This is a genomic window from Starkeya nomas (genome assembly GCF_902703545.1).
In the GTDB taxonomy this organism is placed as follows: domain Bacteria; phylum Pseudomonadota; class Alphaproteobacteria; order Rhizobiales; family Xanthobacteraceae; genus Ancylobacter; species Ancylobacter moscoviensis.
Genome location: NZ_CACSAS010000001.1, coordinates 3,729,775 through 3,746,942 on the forward strand (window position 1 = coordinate 3,729,775; position 17,168 = coordinate 3,746,942).

The following is a 17,168-nucleotide window of genomic DNA, read 5'->3' on the forward strand; positions in this document are numbered from 1 at the left end:
TCCGCGCGGCAGCGCATTTTGGAAGAGCGTCCCATCCGGTGATGGGGCCGGACTTCAAATCCGGTAGGGGCCGCGAGCCGGTCCTTGGTGGGTTCGACTCCCACTCTCTTCCGCCACGCCCTTCCGGAAGCGAAGGCGCCCGTTTCGCCGGCGCGCCATTATTCCAGGCAGACAGCCGGATCATACCAAGGTCTGGGGCCCGCCACCCATTATCGAGATGCTTTCCGAACCGCCCGCGAAACCGGCCTTCGCCGCCATGCGGGTACGGAAGACTTTGCCCTCCCCTCCTCCGAATTTAGGCGCACACGGCCGCCGCCGAGCGACGGCCTCGACGCCAATCGAGGAGAGCGAAAATGGAAGATCTGTCCCGACGGACCGTGCTTGCGCTGAGCGCCATCGGCGGTGCGGCCGTCGCCAGCGGCGCGGCCAGCGCCGCGACCTTCGGCAACCCGGACGAGCCGGCGGAAGGCGCGATCAATTCCACCCCCGGCGCCCTCTCCAATCCGGGCCCGCAGAACCCCGCGCTGGAGGCGCAGATCCCGGCCTTCCAGAACCCGCCTCCCACCGATGTCGGCAACATGCCGATGATGTGGTCATCCTTCAACATCATGCCCAAGCGCGTGCAGGCCGGCGGCTGGGCACGGCAGATCACCGCCACCGAATTCCCGGCCGCCAAGGAAGTCTCGGGCGTCAACATGCGCCTCGGCCCGGGTGGCGTCCGCGAGATGCACTGGCATCTCGCCGGCGAATGGGCGCTGATGACCAACGGCCGCTGCCGGATCACCGTCCTCGACAAGGACGGGCATCCCTATGTGCGCGACGTCGGGCCGGGCGACCTGTGGTTCTTCCCCGCCGGCTACCCCCATTCGCTACAGGGCCTCGGACCGGATGGCTGTGAATTCCTCATCGTCTTCGATGACGCCTTCCAGTCCGAGTACAACACGCTGCTGCTGACCGACTGGATCGCCCACACCCCGCCGAACGTGCTGGCGCAGAACTTCGGCGTGCCGGCCGAGACGTTCAGGAACATCCCGCTGCACGACCTCTGGATCTTCCAGGGTCAGGAGCCGCCCCCGCTTTCCGTCGATCAGGCGGCCGTCGCCTCGGGCGGCGCTCCGGCCGAGCCCTTCACCTTCTCGCTCACCGCGACCACGCCGGTGAAGCAGAACGAGGCGGGCGAGGTTCATCTCGCCGACAGCCGCACCTTCAAGGCCTCCAAGACCATTGCCGCCGCCATCGAGACCATCCGGCCGGGCGCGCTGCGCCGCATGCACTGGCACCCCAACGCCGACGAGTGGCAGTACTGGATCAAGGGCAAGGGCCGCATGACGGTGTTCAACACCGGGCCGCGCGCGCAGACCATCGACTTCCAGGCGGGCGACCTCGGCGTGGTGCCGAAGAGCCAGGGCCACTTCATCGAGAACACCGGCGACGAGGACGTCCAGGTCCTCGCGGTCTTCCGGGCGCCCGAATATCAGGAGGTCGACCTCTCCGACTGGCTGACCCACGCCCCGCCGGAGCTTGTCGCCCAGCATCTCAACATCGACCCCGCGGTCATCGCGCGGTTCCCGAAGGGCCAGGTCGGCATCCAGCCGCGCTGAGCCCGGCGCCGACCTTTCGCCGATCCACGACAGCCGAAAGCCAACGGGAGACCGCCATGGGCATCGTCAAGACCATACGTCCCTATCACGAGCCGGCCGGGGGCTGGGGGGCCCTCAAGGCGATGGGCGCCGCCCTCGCCAGACAGGACATCCCCGTCTCCGGCATGGCGCTCCTCGCCCACATGAACCAGCCGGGCGGCTTCGACTGCCCCGGCTGCGCATGGCCCGACCCCAAGCAGACCTCGCCCTTCGAATATTGCGAGAACGGCGGCAAGGCGGTCGCGTGGGAGGCGACGGCCAAGCGCTGCACGCCGGAATTCCTCGCCGCCCACACGGTGACGGAGCTGGAGGGCTGGTCGGACTATGACCTCGAAATGGTCGGCCGCCTCACCCACCCCATGCGCTACGAGGCGGCCTCCGACACCTATGTGCCGGTGAGCTGGGACGACGCCTTCGCGCTCGTGGCAAGGCACCTCAACGCGCTGGCCGACCCGAACATGGCCGATTTCTACACCTCGGGCCGGGCGTCGAACGAGGCGGCGTTCCTCTACCAGCTCTTCGCCCGCGAATACGGCACCAACAATTTCCCCGACTGCTCCAACATGTGCCACGAGGCGACCAGCGTCGGCCTGCCGCCGTCCCTCGGCGTCGGCAAGGGCACCGTGCTGCTGGAGGACTTCGAGAAGGCCGACGCCATCTTCATCTTCGGCCAGAACCCCGGCACCAACTCGCCGCGCATGATGACCGAGCTGCGCAACGCCTCGCGGCGGGGCGCCGTCATCATGTCGTTCAATCCGCTGCGCGAGCGGGCGCTGGAGCGTTTCCAGGCGCCGCAGAACCCGGTGGAGATGGCGACGCTCACCTCTACGCCGATCTCCTCGCGCCTGTTCCAGGTCAAGGTCGGCGGTGACGTCGCGCTCATCAAGGGCATGATGAAGTGGCTCGTCGAGGCCGACCGGCACGCACGCCGCGAGGAAGGCGCGCCCGTCCTCGACTGGGACTTCATCAAGGGCCACACCGCCGGCATCGACGCGCTGGTCGCCGACCTCGACGCCACGCGCTGGGAGGACGTCGAGCGCAAGTCCGGCCTGTCGCGCGCCGACATCGCGGTAGCCGCCGAAGCCTATGCGAAGGCCGAGCGCGCCATCCTCGTCTTCGGCATGGGCATCACCCAGCACCGCCACGGTGCCCACAACGTCCAGCAGCTCGCCAATCTCGCCCTGCTGCGTGGCAATGTCGGCCGGGAAGGCGCCGGCATGTGCCCGGTGCGCGGCCATTCCAACGTGCAGGGCGACCGCACGGTCGGAATCACCGAGATTCCGAGCGACGCCCTGCTCGACGCGATCAAGGCGCGCTTCGATTTTGAACCGCCGCGCAAGCACGGCCACAACGTCGTCACCTCGCTCGAGGCGATGGTGCGCGGCGAGGCACGGGTCTTCATCAGCCTCGGCGGCAACATCGCCGCCGCGATCCCGGACTGGGAGACGACGCAGGCGGCGATGCGCCGGCTCGACCTCACCGTCCACATCGCCACCAAGCTCAACCGCAGCCACCTCGTGCATGGCCGCGAGGCGCTGATCCTGCCCTGCCTCGGCCGCACCGAGGTCGACATGCAGGCGACCGGCGTCCAGTCGATCACGGTCGAGGATTCCATGTCGATGGTGCATGCCTCGACCGGCGTCCGCGCGCCGGCTTCCGAGCATCTGCGGAGCGAGCCGGCCATTATCGCCGGCATGGCCCGCGCGACGCTCGGCGCCCGCTCGAAGATCGGTTGGGAACGTCTGGTCGGCGACTACGCGCTGATCCGCGAGGACATCGAGGCGGTGTTCCCCATCTTCGAAGGCTACAACGCCCGCATCCGGCATCCCGGCGGTTTCCACCTCACCTCGCTGGCCCGCGAGCGGATCTGGGCGACGCCCTCCGGCAAGGCCAACTTCCTCGTCTGCGAGGGCCTGTGCGAGGATCCCGCCATCCGCGATCCCGACGCGCTGTGGCTCACCTCGATCCGCAGTCACGACCAGTACAACACCACGCTCTACTCGCTCTCCGACCGCTACCGCGGCGTCTACGGCCAGCGCGACGTGCTCTTCCTCAACGATGAGGAGATGACGAAGCGCGGGCTGAAGGCCGACGACCGCGTTGACATCGTCACCATCTCCACCGACGGGGTGGAGCGTGCCGTGCGGGGCTTCAAGGTGGTGCCCTACGCCTTCCCGGAGGGCGGCTGCGCCGCCTACTACCCGGAGATGAACCCGCTCGTGCCGCTCTATGCGCACGACCCGATGAGCTTCACCCCCTCCTACAAGGGCGTGCCGGTTCGTCTCGTGAAGACCGCCGGGCAGGGAGCGCGCTGACCATGGACGCCGTCGACCTCGCCCGCGCGCAGTTCGCCTTCACTGTCGGCTTTCACATATTGTGGCCGACCTTCTCCATCGGCATTGCCTGGTTCTGTACCCTGCTCAGCGTCCTGTGGTGGCGCACCGGCAAGCCGGTCTACCACGACCTGCTGCGCTTCTGGACGCGCATCTTCGCCCTCGGCTTCGGCATGGGCGTCATCACCGGCATCGTGCTGAGCTACGAGATCGGCACCAACTGGGCCGGCTATTCGCGCGCCGTCGCCAACGTGCTCGGCCCGATGTTCATGTACGAGGCGCTCACCGCCTTCTTCCTGGAGGCGGGCTTCATCGGCATCATGCTGTTCGGCGAGGGGCGGGTCAGCAAGGGCGCGCATGCCTTCGCCTGCCTGATGGTGTCCTGCGGCGCGCTGTTCAGCGCCACCTGGATCATCGCCGCCAACAGCTGGATGCAGACGCCGGCGGGCGCCGTGGCGGATGCGAACGGCATCTATCACGTGATCGACTGGTGGCAGGCGGTCTTCACCGCCTCCTTCCCCTATCGCCTTGCCCACATGGTGTGCGCCAGCTTCCTGACCGGCAGCTTCATCGTGGCGGGCGTGTCGGCCTTCCACCTGTGGCGCCGCCAGCACGTGGCGGCCTCCCGCACGGCCTTCTCGATGGGGCTGTGGCTGGCGCTCGTCCTGGCGCCGACGCAGATCTTCCTCGGCGACCTGCACGGCCGCAACACGCTGAAGGAGCAGCCGACCAAGCTCGCCGCCATGGAGGGCCTGTGGGACACCACGAAGGGCCCGGCGATGACGGTGATCGCCTGGCCCGACATGCAGGCGCAGAAGAATCTCTACGCCGTCGACATTCCCCACCTCGCCAGCCTCTACCTCACCCATAGCTGGGACGGCGAGGTCGAGGGCCTGAAGGCGGTCCCGCCCATGGACCAGCCGAACGTGCCCGTGGTGTTCTTCGCCTTCCGCGTCATGGTCGGCGTCGGCCTCGCGCTGCTCGCTCTTGCGCTCACCGGGCTGGTGCTGCGGCTGCGCGGCCGGCTCTACGAGACGCGCTGGTTCCAGTTCCTCGCCATGGCGGCGACGCCGCTCGGCTTCGTCGCGGTGCTGGCGGGCTGGACGGTGACGGAGGCGGGACGCCAGCCCTGGGTGATCTACGGCCACCTGCGCACGGCGGACGCGGTCTCGCCGGTCAGCGCCGGCGCGGTGACGACCAGCCTTCTCATCTTCTTCGCCATCTACAACGTGCTGCTGCTGACCTTCCTGTGGTTCGCCGCCCGCGTGGCGCTGAAGGGTCCCGCCGACACCTCCCTGCCCATCCGCGAGCGTCGCGGGATGGACCGTGCCAACGCCCAATCGCTCGGCGGCCCCTCGCCGGCCATCGGCAACCCCGAACAGGCAGGAGCCTGACCATGATCGAGCTCATGCAAGGCCCCCATGTCCCGCTCGTCTTCGCGGCGCTCGCGGCCTTCTGCGTCACCGTCTACGTGCTCGCCGACGGCCTCGACCTCGGCGTCGGCATCGTCTTCCTCGTCGCCCCGCGCGAGACGGACCGCGACCTGATGATGGCGTCCATCGAGCCGGTCTGGGACGCGAACGAGACCTGGCTGGTGATGGGCGGCACGCTGCTCATCGCCGCCTTCCCGGCGGGCTACTACGTGCTGCTGCCAGCCTTCTACCTGCCGATCATGTTCATGCTGTTCGCGCTGATCTTCCGGGGCATCGCCTTCGAGTTCCGGCTGCAGGCCACGCGCTTCCGCTTCCTGTGGGACATCGCCTTCTCGGCCGGCTCCATCGTGGCGACGCTGTGCCAGGGGCTGATCCTCGGTGGGCTGATCAACGGCGTGCCGATGGAGAACGGCATGTTCGCCGGCGGGCCGTTCAGCTTCTTCAGCCTGCTCGGCCTGTTGTGCGGCATAGGCCTCGTCGGCGGCTACGCGCTGATCGGAGCGGGATGGCTGATCTGGAAGACCGACGGACCGACGCAGATATTCGCCCGTGAGATCGCCCGCGCCGCGCTCATCCTCACGGCGGTCATGATGGCGCTGGTCAGCGCGTGGAGCGCGCTCTCCGTGCCGGAGGTCGCCGCGCGCTGGTTCGCCCTGCCGAACCTCTTCCTGCTGGCGCCGGTGCCGCTGGTCACGCTGGGCCTGTTCGTCGCCATCGCGCGCGGCATCTGGGTGGGCGCGGAGCCGCGCACCTTCATCCTCGCCCTGCTGGTCTTCGCGCTCGGCCTCGTCGGACTGGTGGTCAGTCTCTGGCCCTATGTCGTGCCGCGCCAGGTGACAGTGTGGGACGGCGCCGCCGATCCGCAGACGCTGGCCTTCATCGCCGTCGGGCTGGCGGTCATCCTGCCCATCGTCCTTGCCTATCAGGCCCATGCCTACTGGGTATTCCGCGGCAAGACCGTCTTTCTCGAAGGAGCCTATGGCGACGGAGAGCCGACGGCGCACGGGGCGCGGATCATACCTGCGTATGATCCTTCCATGCGCAAGGCATAAGACCCGAAACGCTTGGCTGAATTGAGAAAATCCGTTCCGCCGGTAATTTCCTGAGTACCGGCGGACAGGGAGCGGAACGGCTTCCTCCCCTACCGATCACCGGCGCAACCGGAGCATGGCGATGAGTCTTACCCTTGCGGTGGTCAATCTGATCGCCGGCCTCCTGCTCCTGTCGATCGGCGGGGCGCTGATCGCCAGCCTGCCCTCGCCCCGGCGCTGGGCGATCGTCGCCTTCCTGCTTCTCGATGCCGGAATGCTCGGCGGCGGCCTCGTCATGCTGCCCTTCGCGCTGCGGCTCGGCACCTGAGATCCCGCGTCCAACAAGTGACGCACAACTCGCCTATCACACCGCAGGCGCGGGATGTCCCACGCCTGCGGGCCGGCCCACCAGACTTCCCTGAAACACGACCTTCCCCACACCCGAAAGGACAGGACCATGGGTTACGTCACCACCAAGGACGGCGTCGACATCTTCTTCAAGGACTGGGGTCCGAAGGACGCACAGCCGATCGTGTTCCATCATGGCTGGCCGCTGTCCTCCGACGACTGGGACGCGCAGATGCTGTACTTCCTCGGCAAGGGTTTCCGCGTCGTTGCCAGCGACCGCCGCGGCCATGGCCGTTCGGCGCAGGTCAGCGATGGCCATGACATGGACCATTACGCCGCCGACGTCTCGGCTGTGGTCGAGCATCTCGACCTGAAGAACGCCGTGCATATCGGCCACTCCACCGGCGGTGGCCAGGTCGCGCGCTATGTCGCCAAATTCGGCCTGCCGCAGGGCCGCGTCGCCAAGGCGGTACTGGTCGCCGCCGTGCCGCCGATCATGCTGAAGACCGAAGCCTATCCCGGCGGCCTGCCGCTTGAGGTGTTCGACGGCTTCCGCGCCGCGCTCGCCGCCAACCGCGCCCAGTTCTACATTGATGTCGCCGCCGGTCCGTTCTACGGCTTCAACCGCGATGGTGCCAAGGTCTCGCAGGGCGTGATCGACAATTGGTGGCGCCAGGGCATGATCGGCAGCGCCAAGGCGCATTACGAGGGCATCAAGGCCTTCTCCGAGACCGACCAGACCGAGGACCTCAAGGCGATGACCGTCCCGACCCTCGTTCTTCAGGGCGATGACGACCAGATCGTCCCCCACAAGAACGCCAGCGCGCTGCAGGCCGAGCTGCTGCCGGACTCCACGCTCAAGGTCTATCCCGGCTTCCCGCACGGCATGCTCACCACCCATGCCGACGTCATCAACCCGGACATTCTCGCCTTCATCAAGGGCTGAGCCTGCATCCGAGCCACCACATGCCGGCCGCTCCCCAGAGCGGCCGGTTTCGTTTGGGGCCTCAGGCCTCGATCGCGCCGGGCAGTTCGAGCTCGCTGAAATGATGCTTGGCGTGCTCGTAGAACACCGCCGGCGCGAAATGCAGGCTCGCTCCGGCGCGAACCATCAGCCCGAAGCGGTTGGTCGGCAGGCCCGCATCCTCCAGCGGCCGGAACAGCAGCGTACCGCTGCGGATCTCGTTCTGCACGCCGATGGGCGTCATCACCGACGCGTAGCCGCCGAGCAGGGCGAGCTCCACCAGCATGCGGATGGAATCGACCTCGATCAGCGGCGGCAGCACCAGCGCCGATTTCTGCAGGAACGGCTCGATCACGTTGCGGATCGAGATTTCCGGCTTCGCCACTGCCATCGGATGGGCGATGGCTGCCGCCAGCGTCAGCCGGGGCACGCTCGCCAGCGGATGGTCGGGGCGCATCACCACGCCGATGCGCACATCCCGCCGCACCGCCACCTCGACCTGCTCATTCGGGCGGGCGACGAAGCCGAAGCCGATATCGGCGCGCTCATCGGCCAGCCGCGCAATCACCTCCGTCGAGGGACCGACGGAGACGTCGAGGTGCAGGCGCGGATAGCGCCGGCCGAAATCGGCCAGCAGCCGGGGCAGGAAGGCAAGGCCGACGCTCTCCACCGTCGCGACGCGGACCGAGCCGGTCTTCAGGCCGCGCAGCATGTCGAGCTCGGAGACCGCCGCCTCGATCGGCAGGATCAGCCGGCGGGAATGGCGGTAGAGAATCTCGCCCGCCGGCGCGAGCTTGAGGCGCCGCCCGTCGCGCTGGAACAGCTCGAGGCCGAGCGCGTCCTCCAACTGGGCGACCTGTCGCGTCACCGCCGACGACGCGATGTTCAGCCGGCGCCCTGCCTCGCGTACCGAAAGGCATTCGGCCACGGCGTTGAAGTAGATCAGCGAGGGCTGATGGAAAACGCGCGCCAGGAGGGCGGGAGACAGCGCGTGGTCGCGGGGGCGGCTCTGGCCAGTGGTCTTGGTGAGAGACGTGGCATCAGGCTTCGGACCTGTCTTGGTCATTCGGTGATCCCGGTCGGCAGGGCCTGCTGCCGAATTAGCAACGTATCGCTCTGCATTCGGAAATTTCAAGAACCTCGGCGATCCGTACAATCATACTCGCCGTCACGAAACCATTACCGGCCGCAGACCGGAACGAGGCGGGGTCCAAGGATCAGGCATTATCGGTCTTCACTTCGCCGGGAACGTCCCGGGGGATAGTGTGGATACGTGCCCGCGGCCGATCAAACCAGCAGGTCTTTCATGCCCCTCATCCGCAGTACTTATGGAAAAGGCCGTGTCCGCATCATGCGCGTGAAGCGTGACACGGAGCGTCACGAGGCTCGCGAGCTCAACGTCACCGTTCTGCTGACCGGCGCGTTCGACGCCTCCTACACCTCGGACGACAATTCCTCGGTCATCGCGACGGACTCGATCAAGAATATCGTCAACATCGTCGCCCGCGACAATGTCGGTGCCGAGACCGAACCCTTCGCCGCCGCGCTGGCGACCTATTTCCTCGACCGTTATGCCCATGTCACGCAGGTCGACGTGACCGCGACCGAGACGAAGTGGGTGCGCATCGCGGTCGACGGCGTTCCCCACGAACACAGCTTCGTGCTGGATAGCAACGGCAATCCCTTCGTCAAGCTCGCCGCCACGCGCGAGGGCGTGAGCGTGACGTCCGGCATCAAGGGCTTCACCTTCATGAAGACCACCAATTCCGGCTGGGAGAACTACTGGTTCGACGAGGCGACCACGCTGAAGCCGACCGCCGACCGCATGTGCGCCACCGCCATGGACGCCTCCTGGCGCTGGGCGAAGGCCCCGGCCTCCTACCCCGAGGCGAACGCGGCGGTGCTCGCCACCGTGCTCAAGGTCTTCGCCACGACCTACAGCCCGAGCGTGCAGAACACGATGTACCTGATGGGCGAGGCGGTGCTCGCCGCCGTGCCGGAGATCGCCGAGATTTCCATGGCCTGTCCGAACAAGCACTATCTGCCGATCGACCTCTCGCCATTCGGCCGCTCCTCCGACGGTCAGGTTTTCACCCCGACCGACGAGCCCCACGGCCAGATCGAGTGCACGGTCGGACGGGGCTGAGCGCGGGCAGCGAAGCGGAAAAGGGGGGCGGCCATGGATCTCAACACCATCGATGCCGTCGTCCGCCCGCGGCATCGCGCTGAGTTGGGCGCTCTCGGGCCGGGCGACGCCTGGCTCGCCGGCGGCACCTGGCTGTTCTCCGAGCCTCAGCCGCATCTGACCCGGCTGTTCGACCTCTCGCTGACCGGCTGGGAGCCGCTGCGCGCCGACGAGGCCGGCCTTTCCATCGCCGCCACCTGCACCGTCGCGACGCTCGACGCCTTTGAGGCGCCGCCCAGCTGGCGCGCCGCGCCGCTGATCGGCCAGTGCTGCCGGTCCTTCCTCGCCTCCTTCAAGATCTGGAACATGGCCACGGTAGGCGGCAATCTGTGCATGTCGCTGCCCGCCGGGCCGATGATCTCCCTCTGCGTCGCGCTCGAGGGGATCTGCACCATCTGGACGCCGGACGGCGGCGAACGCCGCCTGCCGGTGGTCGATTTCGTCCAGGGGCCGCTGCAGCCGGCGCTGCGGCCGGGCGAACTCCTGCGCAGCATCGAGCTGCCGCGCGAGGCGCTGGGCCGGCGCACCGCCTTCCGCCGCGCCTCGCTCACCCGGCTGGGGCGCTCCGGCGTCCTGCTGATCGGCACGCTGCCGGCGGATGGCGGCCTCGTGCTGACCGTCACCGCCTCGACCCGCCGGCCGGTGCGGCTTGCCTTCGCCGACATGCCCGGCGCCACCGAGCTGTCGGCCCGCCTCGCCGAGGCGATTCCCGACGCGCTCTATTATGACGACGTCCACGGCCGTCCCGACTGGCGCCGCCACCTGACCTTCGATTTCGCCGAGGAGATTCGGCAGGAACTGGCGGAGGCGCGCGCGTGAGCCTCACCGTCAACGGCCAGACCCACGATGCGACGCCCCGTCCGGGCCAGTGCCTGCGCACCTTCCTGCGCGAACTCGGCTGGTTCGGCGTCAAGAAGGGCTGTGACGCCGGCGACTGCGGCGCCTGCACCGTGCATCTCGACGGGCGCCCGGTGCATAGCTGCCTCGTCCCCGCCTTCCGCGCCGAGGGACACGCGGTGACCACCATCGAGGGGCTGGGCGGCCCGGCAGCGCTGCACCCCGTGCAGCAGGCCTTCCTCGACGCACAGGGCTTCCAGTGCGGCTTCTGCACCGCCGGCATGCTGATGACGGCCGCCTGCCTCGACCAGGCCCAGCGCAGCGACCTGCCAAATGCCCTCAAGGGCAATCTGTGCCGGTGCACCGGCTACCGGGCCATCGGCGACGCCATTGCCGGCCTGAACCATGTCGAGGCCGACCCCTTCGGCGGCCCCTGCGGCCACAACTTGCCGGCCCCGGCCGGCCCCGGCGTCGTCACCGGCAAGGCTCGCTACACCATGGACGTCGCGCCCGAGGGCGCGCTCTCCGGCCTGCTGCACATGAAGATCCTGCGCTCCCCCCACGCCTCAGCCCGCATCCGCGCCATCGATGCGCGGGCCGCGCGGGCGCTGCCGGGCGTGGTCGCCGTGCTCACCCATGAAGACGCGCCGGACCGCCACTTCTCGAGCGCGCGGCACGAGCACACCACCGACGACCCCGACGACACGCGGGTGCTCGATCCGGTGATCCGCCATATCGGCCAGCGCGTCGCCGTCGTCGTCGCGGAGAGCGAGGCCCTGGCGGAAGCCGCGTGCCGGCTGATCGAGGTGTCCTACGACATCCTGCCGGCCGTGTTCGATCCCGAGGAGGCGATGCAGCCTGGCGCACCCGTCCTCCACGACAAGCCGGCTTCCTCGCGCATCGCGAACACCGGCCGCAACATCGCCGCCGAGCTTCATGGCGAGGTCGGCAATGTCGAGCGGGGCTTTGCCGAAGCCGATCTGGTGCATGAAGCGGTCTACCGCACGCAGCGCGTCCAGCATGCGCATCTGGAGACGCACGGCTGCATCGGCTGGTACGACACCGACGGCCGGCTCACCATCCGTACCTCGTCGCAGACGCCGTTCCTCACCCGCGACGCGCTCGCCACGCTCTACGATCTGCCGCGCGACAAGGTGCGCGTCTTCACCGAGCGCGTCGGCGGCGGCTTCGGCGGCAAGCAGGAAATGCTGACGGAGGACATCGTCGCGCTGGCCGTGATGAAGACCGGCCGCCCGGTGAAGCTCGAATATTCGCGCCCGGAGCAGTTCGCCTCGTCCACCTGCCGGCATCCGATGCGGATCACGGTCAAGGTCGGCGCCAAGCGCGACGGCACGCTGACCGCCATCGCCGTGCGTATCCTCTCGAACACCGGCGCCTACGGCAATCACGGGCCCGGCGTGCTCTTCCACAGCGCGGGCGAATCCATCGCCCTCTACCGCTGTCCCAACAAGAAGGCGGACGGCTATGCCGTCTACACCAATACACCGCCCAGCGGCGCCTTCCGCGGCTACGGGCTGAGCCAGTCGACCTTCGCCATCGAATCCGCCATGGACGAGGTGGCGCGCAAGCTCGGCATCGATCCCTTCGCCTTTCGCCGGCTCAACGTCGTGCAGCCCACCGACCCGATCCAGTCCGCCGGCCATGCGGAAGACGACCTTTTCTTCGGCAGCTACGGGCTCGACCAGTGCCTCGATCTGGCGGAGAAGAGCCTCGAGCGTGCCCCCGCGCCCGATCTCGGGCCCGACTGGCTGATCGGGCGCGGCATGGCGGCGTCGATGATCGGCACCGTTCCGCCACGCGGGCATCGGGCCGAATGCCGCATCCGCCTCGCCCCCGACGGCACATATGAGCTTTCCGTCGGCACCGCCGAATTCGGCAACGGCACCACCACGGTCCATGGCCAGATCGCCGCCGCCATGCTCGGCGCAATGCCGGCTCAAATCCGTATCCGGCAGTCCGACACGGATGTCGTGACCCACGACACCGGCGCCTTCGGCAGTGCCGGCACGGTGGTCGCCGGCGCCGCCACACGGCTGGCCGCCGAAGCGCTCGCCGGAGCGATCCGCAACTACGCCAGCGCCTATGCCGGCGTGGAACGTGCCGCCTGCCGGCTGTTCGGCGGCGAGGTGGTGGCCGGCAAACGCCGCATCCCGCTGTCCGAGCTCGCCGACGCCGCGCGGCGGGACGGCCGGGGACTGTCCGGCATCGGCAGCACCAACGGCACGCCCCGCTCCATCGCCTTCAACGTGCAGGGCTTCGCCGTCGCGGTCCACCGCCGCCATGGCGAGATCCGCATCCTGCACAGCGTGCAGGCGGCCGACGCCGGCTTCGTCATCAACCCGATGCAATGCCGCGGGCAGATCGAGGGCGGCGTCGCCCAGGCGCTCGGCGCCGCGCTCTACGAGGAACTGCTGGTCGACGAGGAGGGGCGGATCGCCAATCCGACCTTCCGCGGCTACCACATCCCGACCTTCGCCGACACGCCCCTGACCGAGGTGCTGTTCGCCGAGACCACGGACCGGATCGGCCCGCTCGGCGCCAAGTCGATGAGCGAAAGTCCCTACAATCCGGTGGCGGCCGCCCTCGCCAATGCGATATGCGACGCCACCGGCGTACGCCTGCGCGAGACGCCCTTCACCGCCGACAAGCTGTACCGGCTGGTGCTCGACGCGAATCAAACCCGCGCCGACGCACCGGCCATGACCGACATCGCCGGCAACAACGCGGCGTTTCCACCAGAGGGGTGAGCTAACATGCTCGAGAAACTGTTCGCGCTGAAGGATCACGGCACGAACGTCAGAACGGAAATTCTGGCGGGCATCACGACCTTCGTGACGATGGCCTACATCATCTTCATCAACCCGATCATCCTGGGCGATGCCGGCATGCCGCAGGGCGCGGTCTTCGTCGCCACCTGCATCGTCGCCGCCGTCGGCACGCTGATCATGGGCCTCTACGCCAACTACCCGATCGCGCTGGCACCCGGCATGGGCCTCAACGCCTATTTCGCCTACGTCGTGGTGCTCGGCATGGGCTACACGTGGCAGGCGGCGCTCGGCGCGGTGTTCATTTCCGGCACGCTGTTCCTGCTGGTGACGCTGTTCCGCCTGCGCGACATCATCGTCAACGGCATCCCGCATTCGTTGCGCATCGCCATCACGGTCGGCATCGGCCTGTTCCTGGCGATCATCTCGCTGAAGAACGCCGGCATCATCACCGGCAGCCCGGCGACGCTGGTCACGCTCGGCGACCTGCACAAGCCGGAAGTGGTGCTGGCGGTGATCGGCTTCATCGTCGTCGCCGTGCTGTCGGTGCTGGAGGTGAAGGGCGCGCTTCTGATCGGCATCCTGACGGTGACGGTGCTGAGCTTCATCTTCGCCGGCAACACTTTCAAGGGCATCGTCTCGGTGCCCCCTTCCATCGAGCCGACCTTCTTCGCGCTCGACGTGAAGAGCGCCCTCTCCGGCGGCATTCTCAACGTGGTGCTGGTCTTCTTCCTGGTCGAGCTGTTCGACGCCACCGGCACGCTGATGGGCGTCGCCCGCCGCGCCGGCCTGCTAACGCCCGAACGCGAAGGCCGGCTGAGCAAGGCGCTGATGGCGGACAGCAGCGCGATCTTCCTCGGCTCGCTGCTCGGCACCTCCAGCACCACCGCCTATCTGGAAAGCGCCGCCGGCGTGCAGGAAGGCGGGCGCACCGGCCTCACCGCGGTGACGGTCGCTGTGCTGTTCCTGGCCTGCCTGTTCATCTCGCCGCTCGCCGGGTCGGTTCCCGCCTACGCCACCGCGCCGGCGCTGTTCTACGTCGCCTGCCTGATGCTGCGCGAACTGGTTGACCTCGACTGGGAAGACACGACGGAGGTCATACCCGCCTGCGTCACCGCGCTGCTGATGCCCTTCACCTACTCGATCGCCAACGGCGTCTCCTTCGGCTTCATCAGCTATGCCGCGCTGAAGCTGCTGACCGGTCGCGCGCGGCAGGTGCATCCGGTGGTATGGGTCATCGCCGCCGTGTTCCTGTTCAAGTTCATCCACGAGACGGCGGGGCACTGAACGCCACTTCCGGGTGTCGGGGACCCTCCCCGGCGCCCGGCTCACGGGAAGCTAACATGGTGTCCTCCCTTGCGGCTCTTCGCGGACCCGCCGTCACCCTCGTCGACGATCCGTTCGCACAGGCCTCGCGGGCCTGCCTCCAGTATCACGAGGATGCACTGGTCCTGATCGAGGACGGAACGATCCGCGCCTTCGGTCCCTATGCCGAGCTCAGGGACACGGTGCCCGACGGCATCACCCCGGAGCACTTTCCCGGACACCTGCTCGCTCCCGGCTTTATCGACACCCATGTGCATTATCCGCAGCTGCAGATGATCGGCGCCTTCGGCGCGCAGCTGCTGGAATGGCTCGACACCTACACCTTCCCGGCCGAGATGAGCTTCGCCGACGCCGCCCATGCCGAACGGGTGGCGAAGCTGTTCCTGCGCGAACTGCTGCGCGCGGGCACCACCACGGCAATGGTGTACTGCACCGTGCACCCTCATTCCGTGGAAGCCTTTTTCGCCGAATCCGAGCGTTTCAACACGCGGATGATCGCCGGCAAAGTGCTGATGGACCGCAACGCGCCGTCCCCCCTGCTCGACACCGCCCAGCGCGGGCACGACGAGAGCCTCGCCCTGATCGAGCGCTGGCACGGGCGCGGGCGGCAGCTCTACTGCGTCACCCCGCGCTTCGCCCCCACCTCGACCGACGCGCAGCTCGAGGCGGCGGCCGCGTTGCTGAAGAGCCGCGACGGCCTCTTCCTGCAGACGCATCTGTGCGAGAACCCCGGCGAGGTGGAATGGGTGCGCGAGCTCTTCCCCGCGCGCTCCTCCTATCTCGACGTCTACGCCCATGCCGGGCTGGTGCGTCCACGCTCCATGTTCGGCCATGCCGTGCACATGCACGAGCACGATTTCTGCACCTGCCACCAGACCGGCGCCGGCCTCGCCCATTGTCCGACCTCGAATCTCTTCCTCGGCAGCGGGCTGTTCAAGCTGTTCGAGGCGACCGATCCGCGCCGGCCGGTGAAGGTCGGGCTCGGCACCGATGTCGGCGCCGGCACCAGCCTGTCGCAGCTCCAGACGCTGAACGAGGCGTACAAGGTCGCCGCGCTGGCCGGGCACAAGCTCGACGCGGTGCAGGGTTTCTACCTCGCCACGCTGGGCAGCGCCCGGGCGCTGGGCTTCGACGACCGGCTCGGCAGGCTGGCGCCGGGCCACGAGGCGGATATTTGCGTGCTCGACCCGCACGCCACTCCGCTCATGGCCTTCCGCGCCGGCTATTGCGCCTCTATCGAGGAGCTGCTGTTCATGCTGATGACGCTGGGCGACGACCGCGCCGTGCGCGCGACCTATGTCGCCGGGCAGCGCGTCTATGATCGCGACCGTGCCGGCGATCCCTTCCATCTTCCCGATGCCGCGTGAGCATTCCCGTGAGGCAGCCGTGACCGACCGCATCCACCTCGACGCCCTCAACGCCCTCGACGAAGCCGGCTTCGTTGCCGCCCTCGACGGCATCTTCGAGCACACGCCCTGGGTCGCGCGCGAGGCCTTCGCCAGCCGCCCCTTCGCCACGGTGACCGACCTTCATGCCGCCCTCACGAGGGCTGTGGAGGCTCGGCCGGAAGCGGAGAAAACCGCCTTCATTGCCGCCCACCCCGACCTCGCCGGCAAGGCCGCGCGCGCCGGCGATGTAGCACCCGCGTCGATCTCCGAGCAGGCGGGGCTCGGGCTCGACCGGCTTTCCGATGCGGAATACGAACGCTTCGAGCGGCTGAACGGCGCCTATCGCGCGCGTTTCGGCTTTCCCTTCGTCGTCTGTGTGCGGCGCCAGACCCGCGACGCCGTGCTGGCGGCCTTCGAGACGCGCCTCGCCCATGATCGCCCGCAGGAACTCGCCACGGCGCTGCGGGAGATCGGCTACATCACCCGCCTGCGGCTGGTCGAGCGCGTGGAGGGCCCCGGCGTACCGAACGTCGCTGGGCGGCTGTCGACCCATGTGCTCGACACCCATCGTGGCGGGCCGGCCGAAGGCGTGCGGGTCGAACTGCACGAGGTCGGCGCCTCCGGCCGGGCCCTGCTGAAGGACACCCTCACCAATGCCGACGGGCGCACCGACACGCCGCTGCTCGGCGGCGGCCCGCTGCGTGTCGGTACCTACGAACTGGTCTTCCACGTGGGACCGTACTATGCCGCGCGCGGTCTCGATCTGCCCGAGCGTCCGTTCCTCGACGCCGTGCCCCTCCGCTTCGGCATCGCCGAGCCGGAAGGCCACTATCACGTGCCGCTGGTCGTCACGCCCTGGAGCTACGCCACCTATCGCGGCAGCTAGCCCGTCGATCG

13 protein-coding genes and 1 tRNA gene are annotated in these 17,168 nt (G+C 68.3%); 13 read left to right on the plus strand and 1 reads right to left on the minus strand.

Annotated features, from left to right (window positions below; all coding sequences use genetic code 11):
- Positions 1 to 20 precede the first annotated feature (20 nt).
- The 7 genes from STARVERO_RS17715 to STARVERO_RS17745 all read left to right on the plus strand — a co-directional run bounded on the left by STARVERO_RS17715 (position 21) and on the right by STARVERO_RS17745 (position 7,731).
- Positions 21 to 116: transfer RNA gene (locus STARVERO_RS17715), tRNA-Sec, on the plus strand.
- 237 nt (positions 117 to 353) lie between these two features.
- A complete protein-coding gene (locus STARVERO_RS17720; protein WP_159600430.1) occupies positions 354 to 1,601 on the plus strand; it encodes a cupin domain-containing protein in 1,248 nt (415 codons plus the stop codon).
- A 56-nt stretch (positions 1,602 to 1,657) separates the two neighbouring features.
- Positions 1,658 to 3,955, plus strand: a complete 2,298-nt coding sequence (locus STARVERO_RS17725) for an FdhF/YdeP family oxidoreductase (RefSeq protein ID WP_159600432.1) — start codon at positions 1,658 to 1,660, stop codon at positions 3,953 to 3,955.
- 2 nt (positions 3,956 to 3,957) lie between these two features.
- On the plus strand, positions 3,958 to 5,367 hold the full coding sequence (locus STARVERO_RS17730; protein ID WP_159600434.1) for a cytochrome ubiquinol oxidase subunit I: 1,410 nt from the start codon (positions 3,958 to 3,960) through the stop codon (positions 5,365 to 5,367).
- A gap of 2 nt (positions 5,368 to 5,369) precedes the next feature.
- On the plus strand, positions 5,370 to 6,458 hold the full coding sequence (gene cydB, locus STARVERO_RS17735; protein WP_159600436.1) for a cytochrome d ubiquinol oxidase subunit II: 1,089 nt from the start codon (positions 5,370 to 5,372) through the stop codon (positions 6,456 to 6,458).
- 121 nt (positions 6,459 to 6,579) lie between these two features.
- The gene (locus tag STARVERO_RS17740) at positions 6,580 to 6,765 is read left to right on the plus strand and encodes a hypothetical protein (RefSeq protein WP_144341077.1); all 186 of its coding nucleotides are present in this window, start codon (positions 6,580 to 6,582) and stop codon (positions 6,763 to 6,765) included.
- A 129-nt stretch (positions 6,766 to 6,894) separates the two neighbouring features.
- Positions 6,895 to 7,731, plus strand: coding sequence for an alpha/beta fold hydrolase (locus tag STARVERO_RS17745; protein ID WP_159600438.1), 837 nt, complete (start codon positions 6,895 to 6,897; stop codon positions 7,729 to 7,731).
- A 61-nt stretch (positions 7,732 to 7,792) separates the two neighbouring features.
- Here the strand turns inward: STARVERO_RS17745 and STARVERO_RS17750 are convergent, their stop codons facing one another.
- On the minus strand, positions 7,793 to 8,815 hold the full coding sequence (locus STARVERO_RS17750; protein ID WP_159600440.1) for a LysR family transcriptional regulator: 1,023 nt from the start codon (positions 8,813 to 8,815) through the stop codon (positions 7,793 to 7,795).
- Positions 8,816 to 9,055: 240 nt separating this feature from the next.
- Between STARVERO_RS17750 and pucL the strand changes: the two genes are divergently transcribed.
- Genes pucL through uraD form a run of 6 tightly spaced genes read left to right on the plus strand, consistent with a single transcriptional unit; the run spans position 9,056 to position 17,157 of the window.
- Positions 9,056 to 9,895, plus strand: a complete 840-nt coding sequence (pucL, locus tag STARVERO_RS17755; RefSeq protein WP_159600442.1) for a factor-independent urate hydroxylase — start codon at positions 9,056 to 9,058, stop codon at positions 9,893 to 9,895.
- 33 nt (positions 9,896 to 9,928) lie between these two features.
- Positions 9,929 to 10,753: an FAD binding domain-containing protein gene (locus STARVERO_RS17760; protein WP_159600444.1), complete on the plus strand. Its 825-nt coding sequence runs from the start codon at positions 9,929 to 9,931 to the stop codon at positions 10,751 to 10,753.
- Positions 10,750 to 13,539, plus strand: coding sequence for a molybdopterin-dependent oxidoreductase (locus STARVERO_RS17765; protein ID WP_159600446.1), 2,790 nt, complete (start codon positions 10,750 to 10,752; stop codon positions 13,537 to 13,539). The genes STARVERO_RS17760 and STARVERO_RS17765 overlap by 4 nt, the downstream gene beginning before the upstream one ends.
- Positions 13,540 to 13,545: 6 nt before the next feature.
- Complete coding sequence (locus tag STARVERO_RS17770) at positions 13,546 to 14,844, plus strand: NCS2 family permease (RefSeq protein ID WP_144341083.1); 1,299 nt, start codon at positions 13,546 to 13,548, stop codon at positions 14,842 to 14,844.
- Positions 14,845 to 14,900: 56 nt separating this feature from the next.
- Positions 14,901 to 16,250, plus strand: coding sequence for a guanine deaminase (gene guaD, locus STARVERO_RS17775; RefSeq protein WP_159600448.1), 1,350 nt, complete (start codon positions 14,901 to 14,903; stop codon positions 16,248 to 16,250).
- Positions 16,240 to 17,157, plus strand: a complete 918-nt coding sequence (gene uraD / locus STARVERO_RS17780) for a 2-oxo-4-hydroxy-4-carboxy-5-ureidoimidazoline decarboxylase (RefSeq protein ID WP_159601874.1) — start codon at positions 16,240 to 16,242, stop codon at positions 17,155 to 17,157. Before guaD ends, uraD begins: the two co-directional genes overlap by 11 nt.
- The last annotated feature ends 11 nt before the right edge of the window (positions 17,158 to 17,168 follow it).

Excerpts from the sequence above, each read along its gene's own strand:
- pucL (WP_159600442.1), top strand. The coding sequence starts at position 9,056 with ATGCCCCTCATCCGCAGTACTTATGGAAAAGGCCGTGTCCGCATCATG.
- STARVERO_RS17760 (WP_159600444.1), top strand. The coding sequence starts at position 9,929 with ATGGATCTCAACACCATCGATGCCGTCGTCCGCCCGCGGCATCGCGCT.
- STARVERO_RS17720 (WP_159600430.1), top strand. The coding sequence starts at position 354 with ATGGAAGATCTGTCCCGACGGACCGTGCTTGCGCTGAGCGCCATCGGC.
- STARVERO_RS17725 (WP_159600432.1), top strand. The coding sequence starts at position 1,658 with ATGGGCATCGTCAAGACCATACGTCCCTATCACGAGCCGGCCGGGGGC.
- cydB (WP_159600436.1), top strand. The coding sequence starts at position 5,370 with ATGATCGAGCTCATGCAAGGCCCCCATGTCCCGCTCGTCTTCGCGGCG.
- uraD (WP_159601874.1), top strand. The coding sequence starts at position 16,240 with ATGCCGCGTGAGCATTCCCGTGAGGCAGCCGTGACCGACCGCATCCAC.
- STARVERO_RS17750 (WP_159600440.1), bottom strand. The coding sequence starts at position 8,815 with ATGACCAAGACAGGTCCGAAGCCTGATGCCACGTCTCTCACCAAGACC.
- STARVERO_RS17745 (WP_159600438.1), top strand. The coding sequence starts at position 6,895 with ATGGGTTACGTCACCACCAAGGACGGCGTCGACATCTTCTTCAAGGAC.
- STARVERO_RS17740 (WP_144341077.1), top strand. The coding sequence starts at position 6,580 with ATGAGTCTTACCCTTGCGGTGGTCAATCTGATCGCCGGCCTCCTGCTC.
- STARVERO_RS17770 (WP_144341083.1), top strand. The coding sequence starts at position 13,546 with ATGCTCGAGAAACTGTTCGCGCTGAAGGATCACGGCACGAACGTCAGA.
- guaD (WP_159600448.1), top strand. The coding sequence starts at position 14,901 with ATGGTGTCCTCCCTTGCGGCTCTTCGCGGACCCGCCGTCACCCTCGTC.
- STARVERO_RS17730 (WP_159600434.1), top strand. The coding sequence starts at position 3,958 with ATGGACGCCGTCGACCTCGCCCGCGCGCAGTTCGCCTTCACTGTCGGC.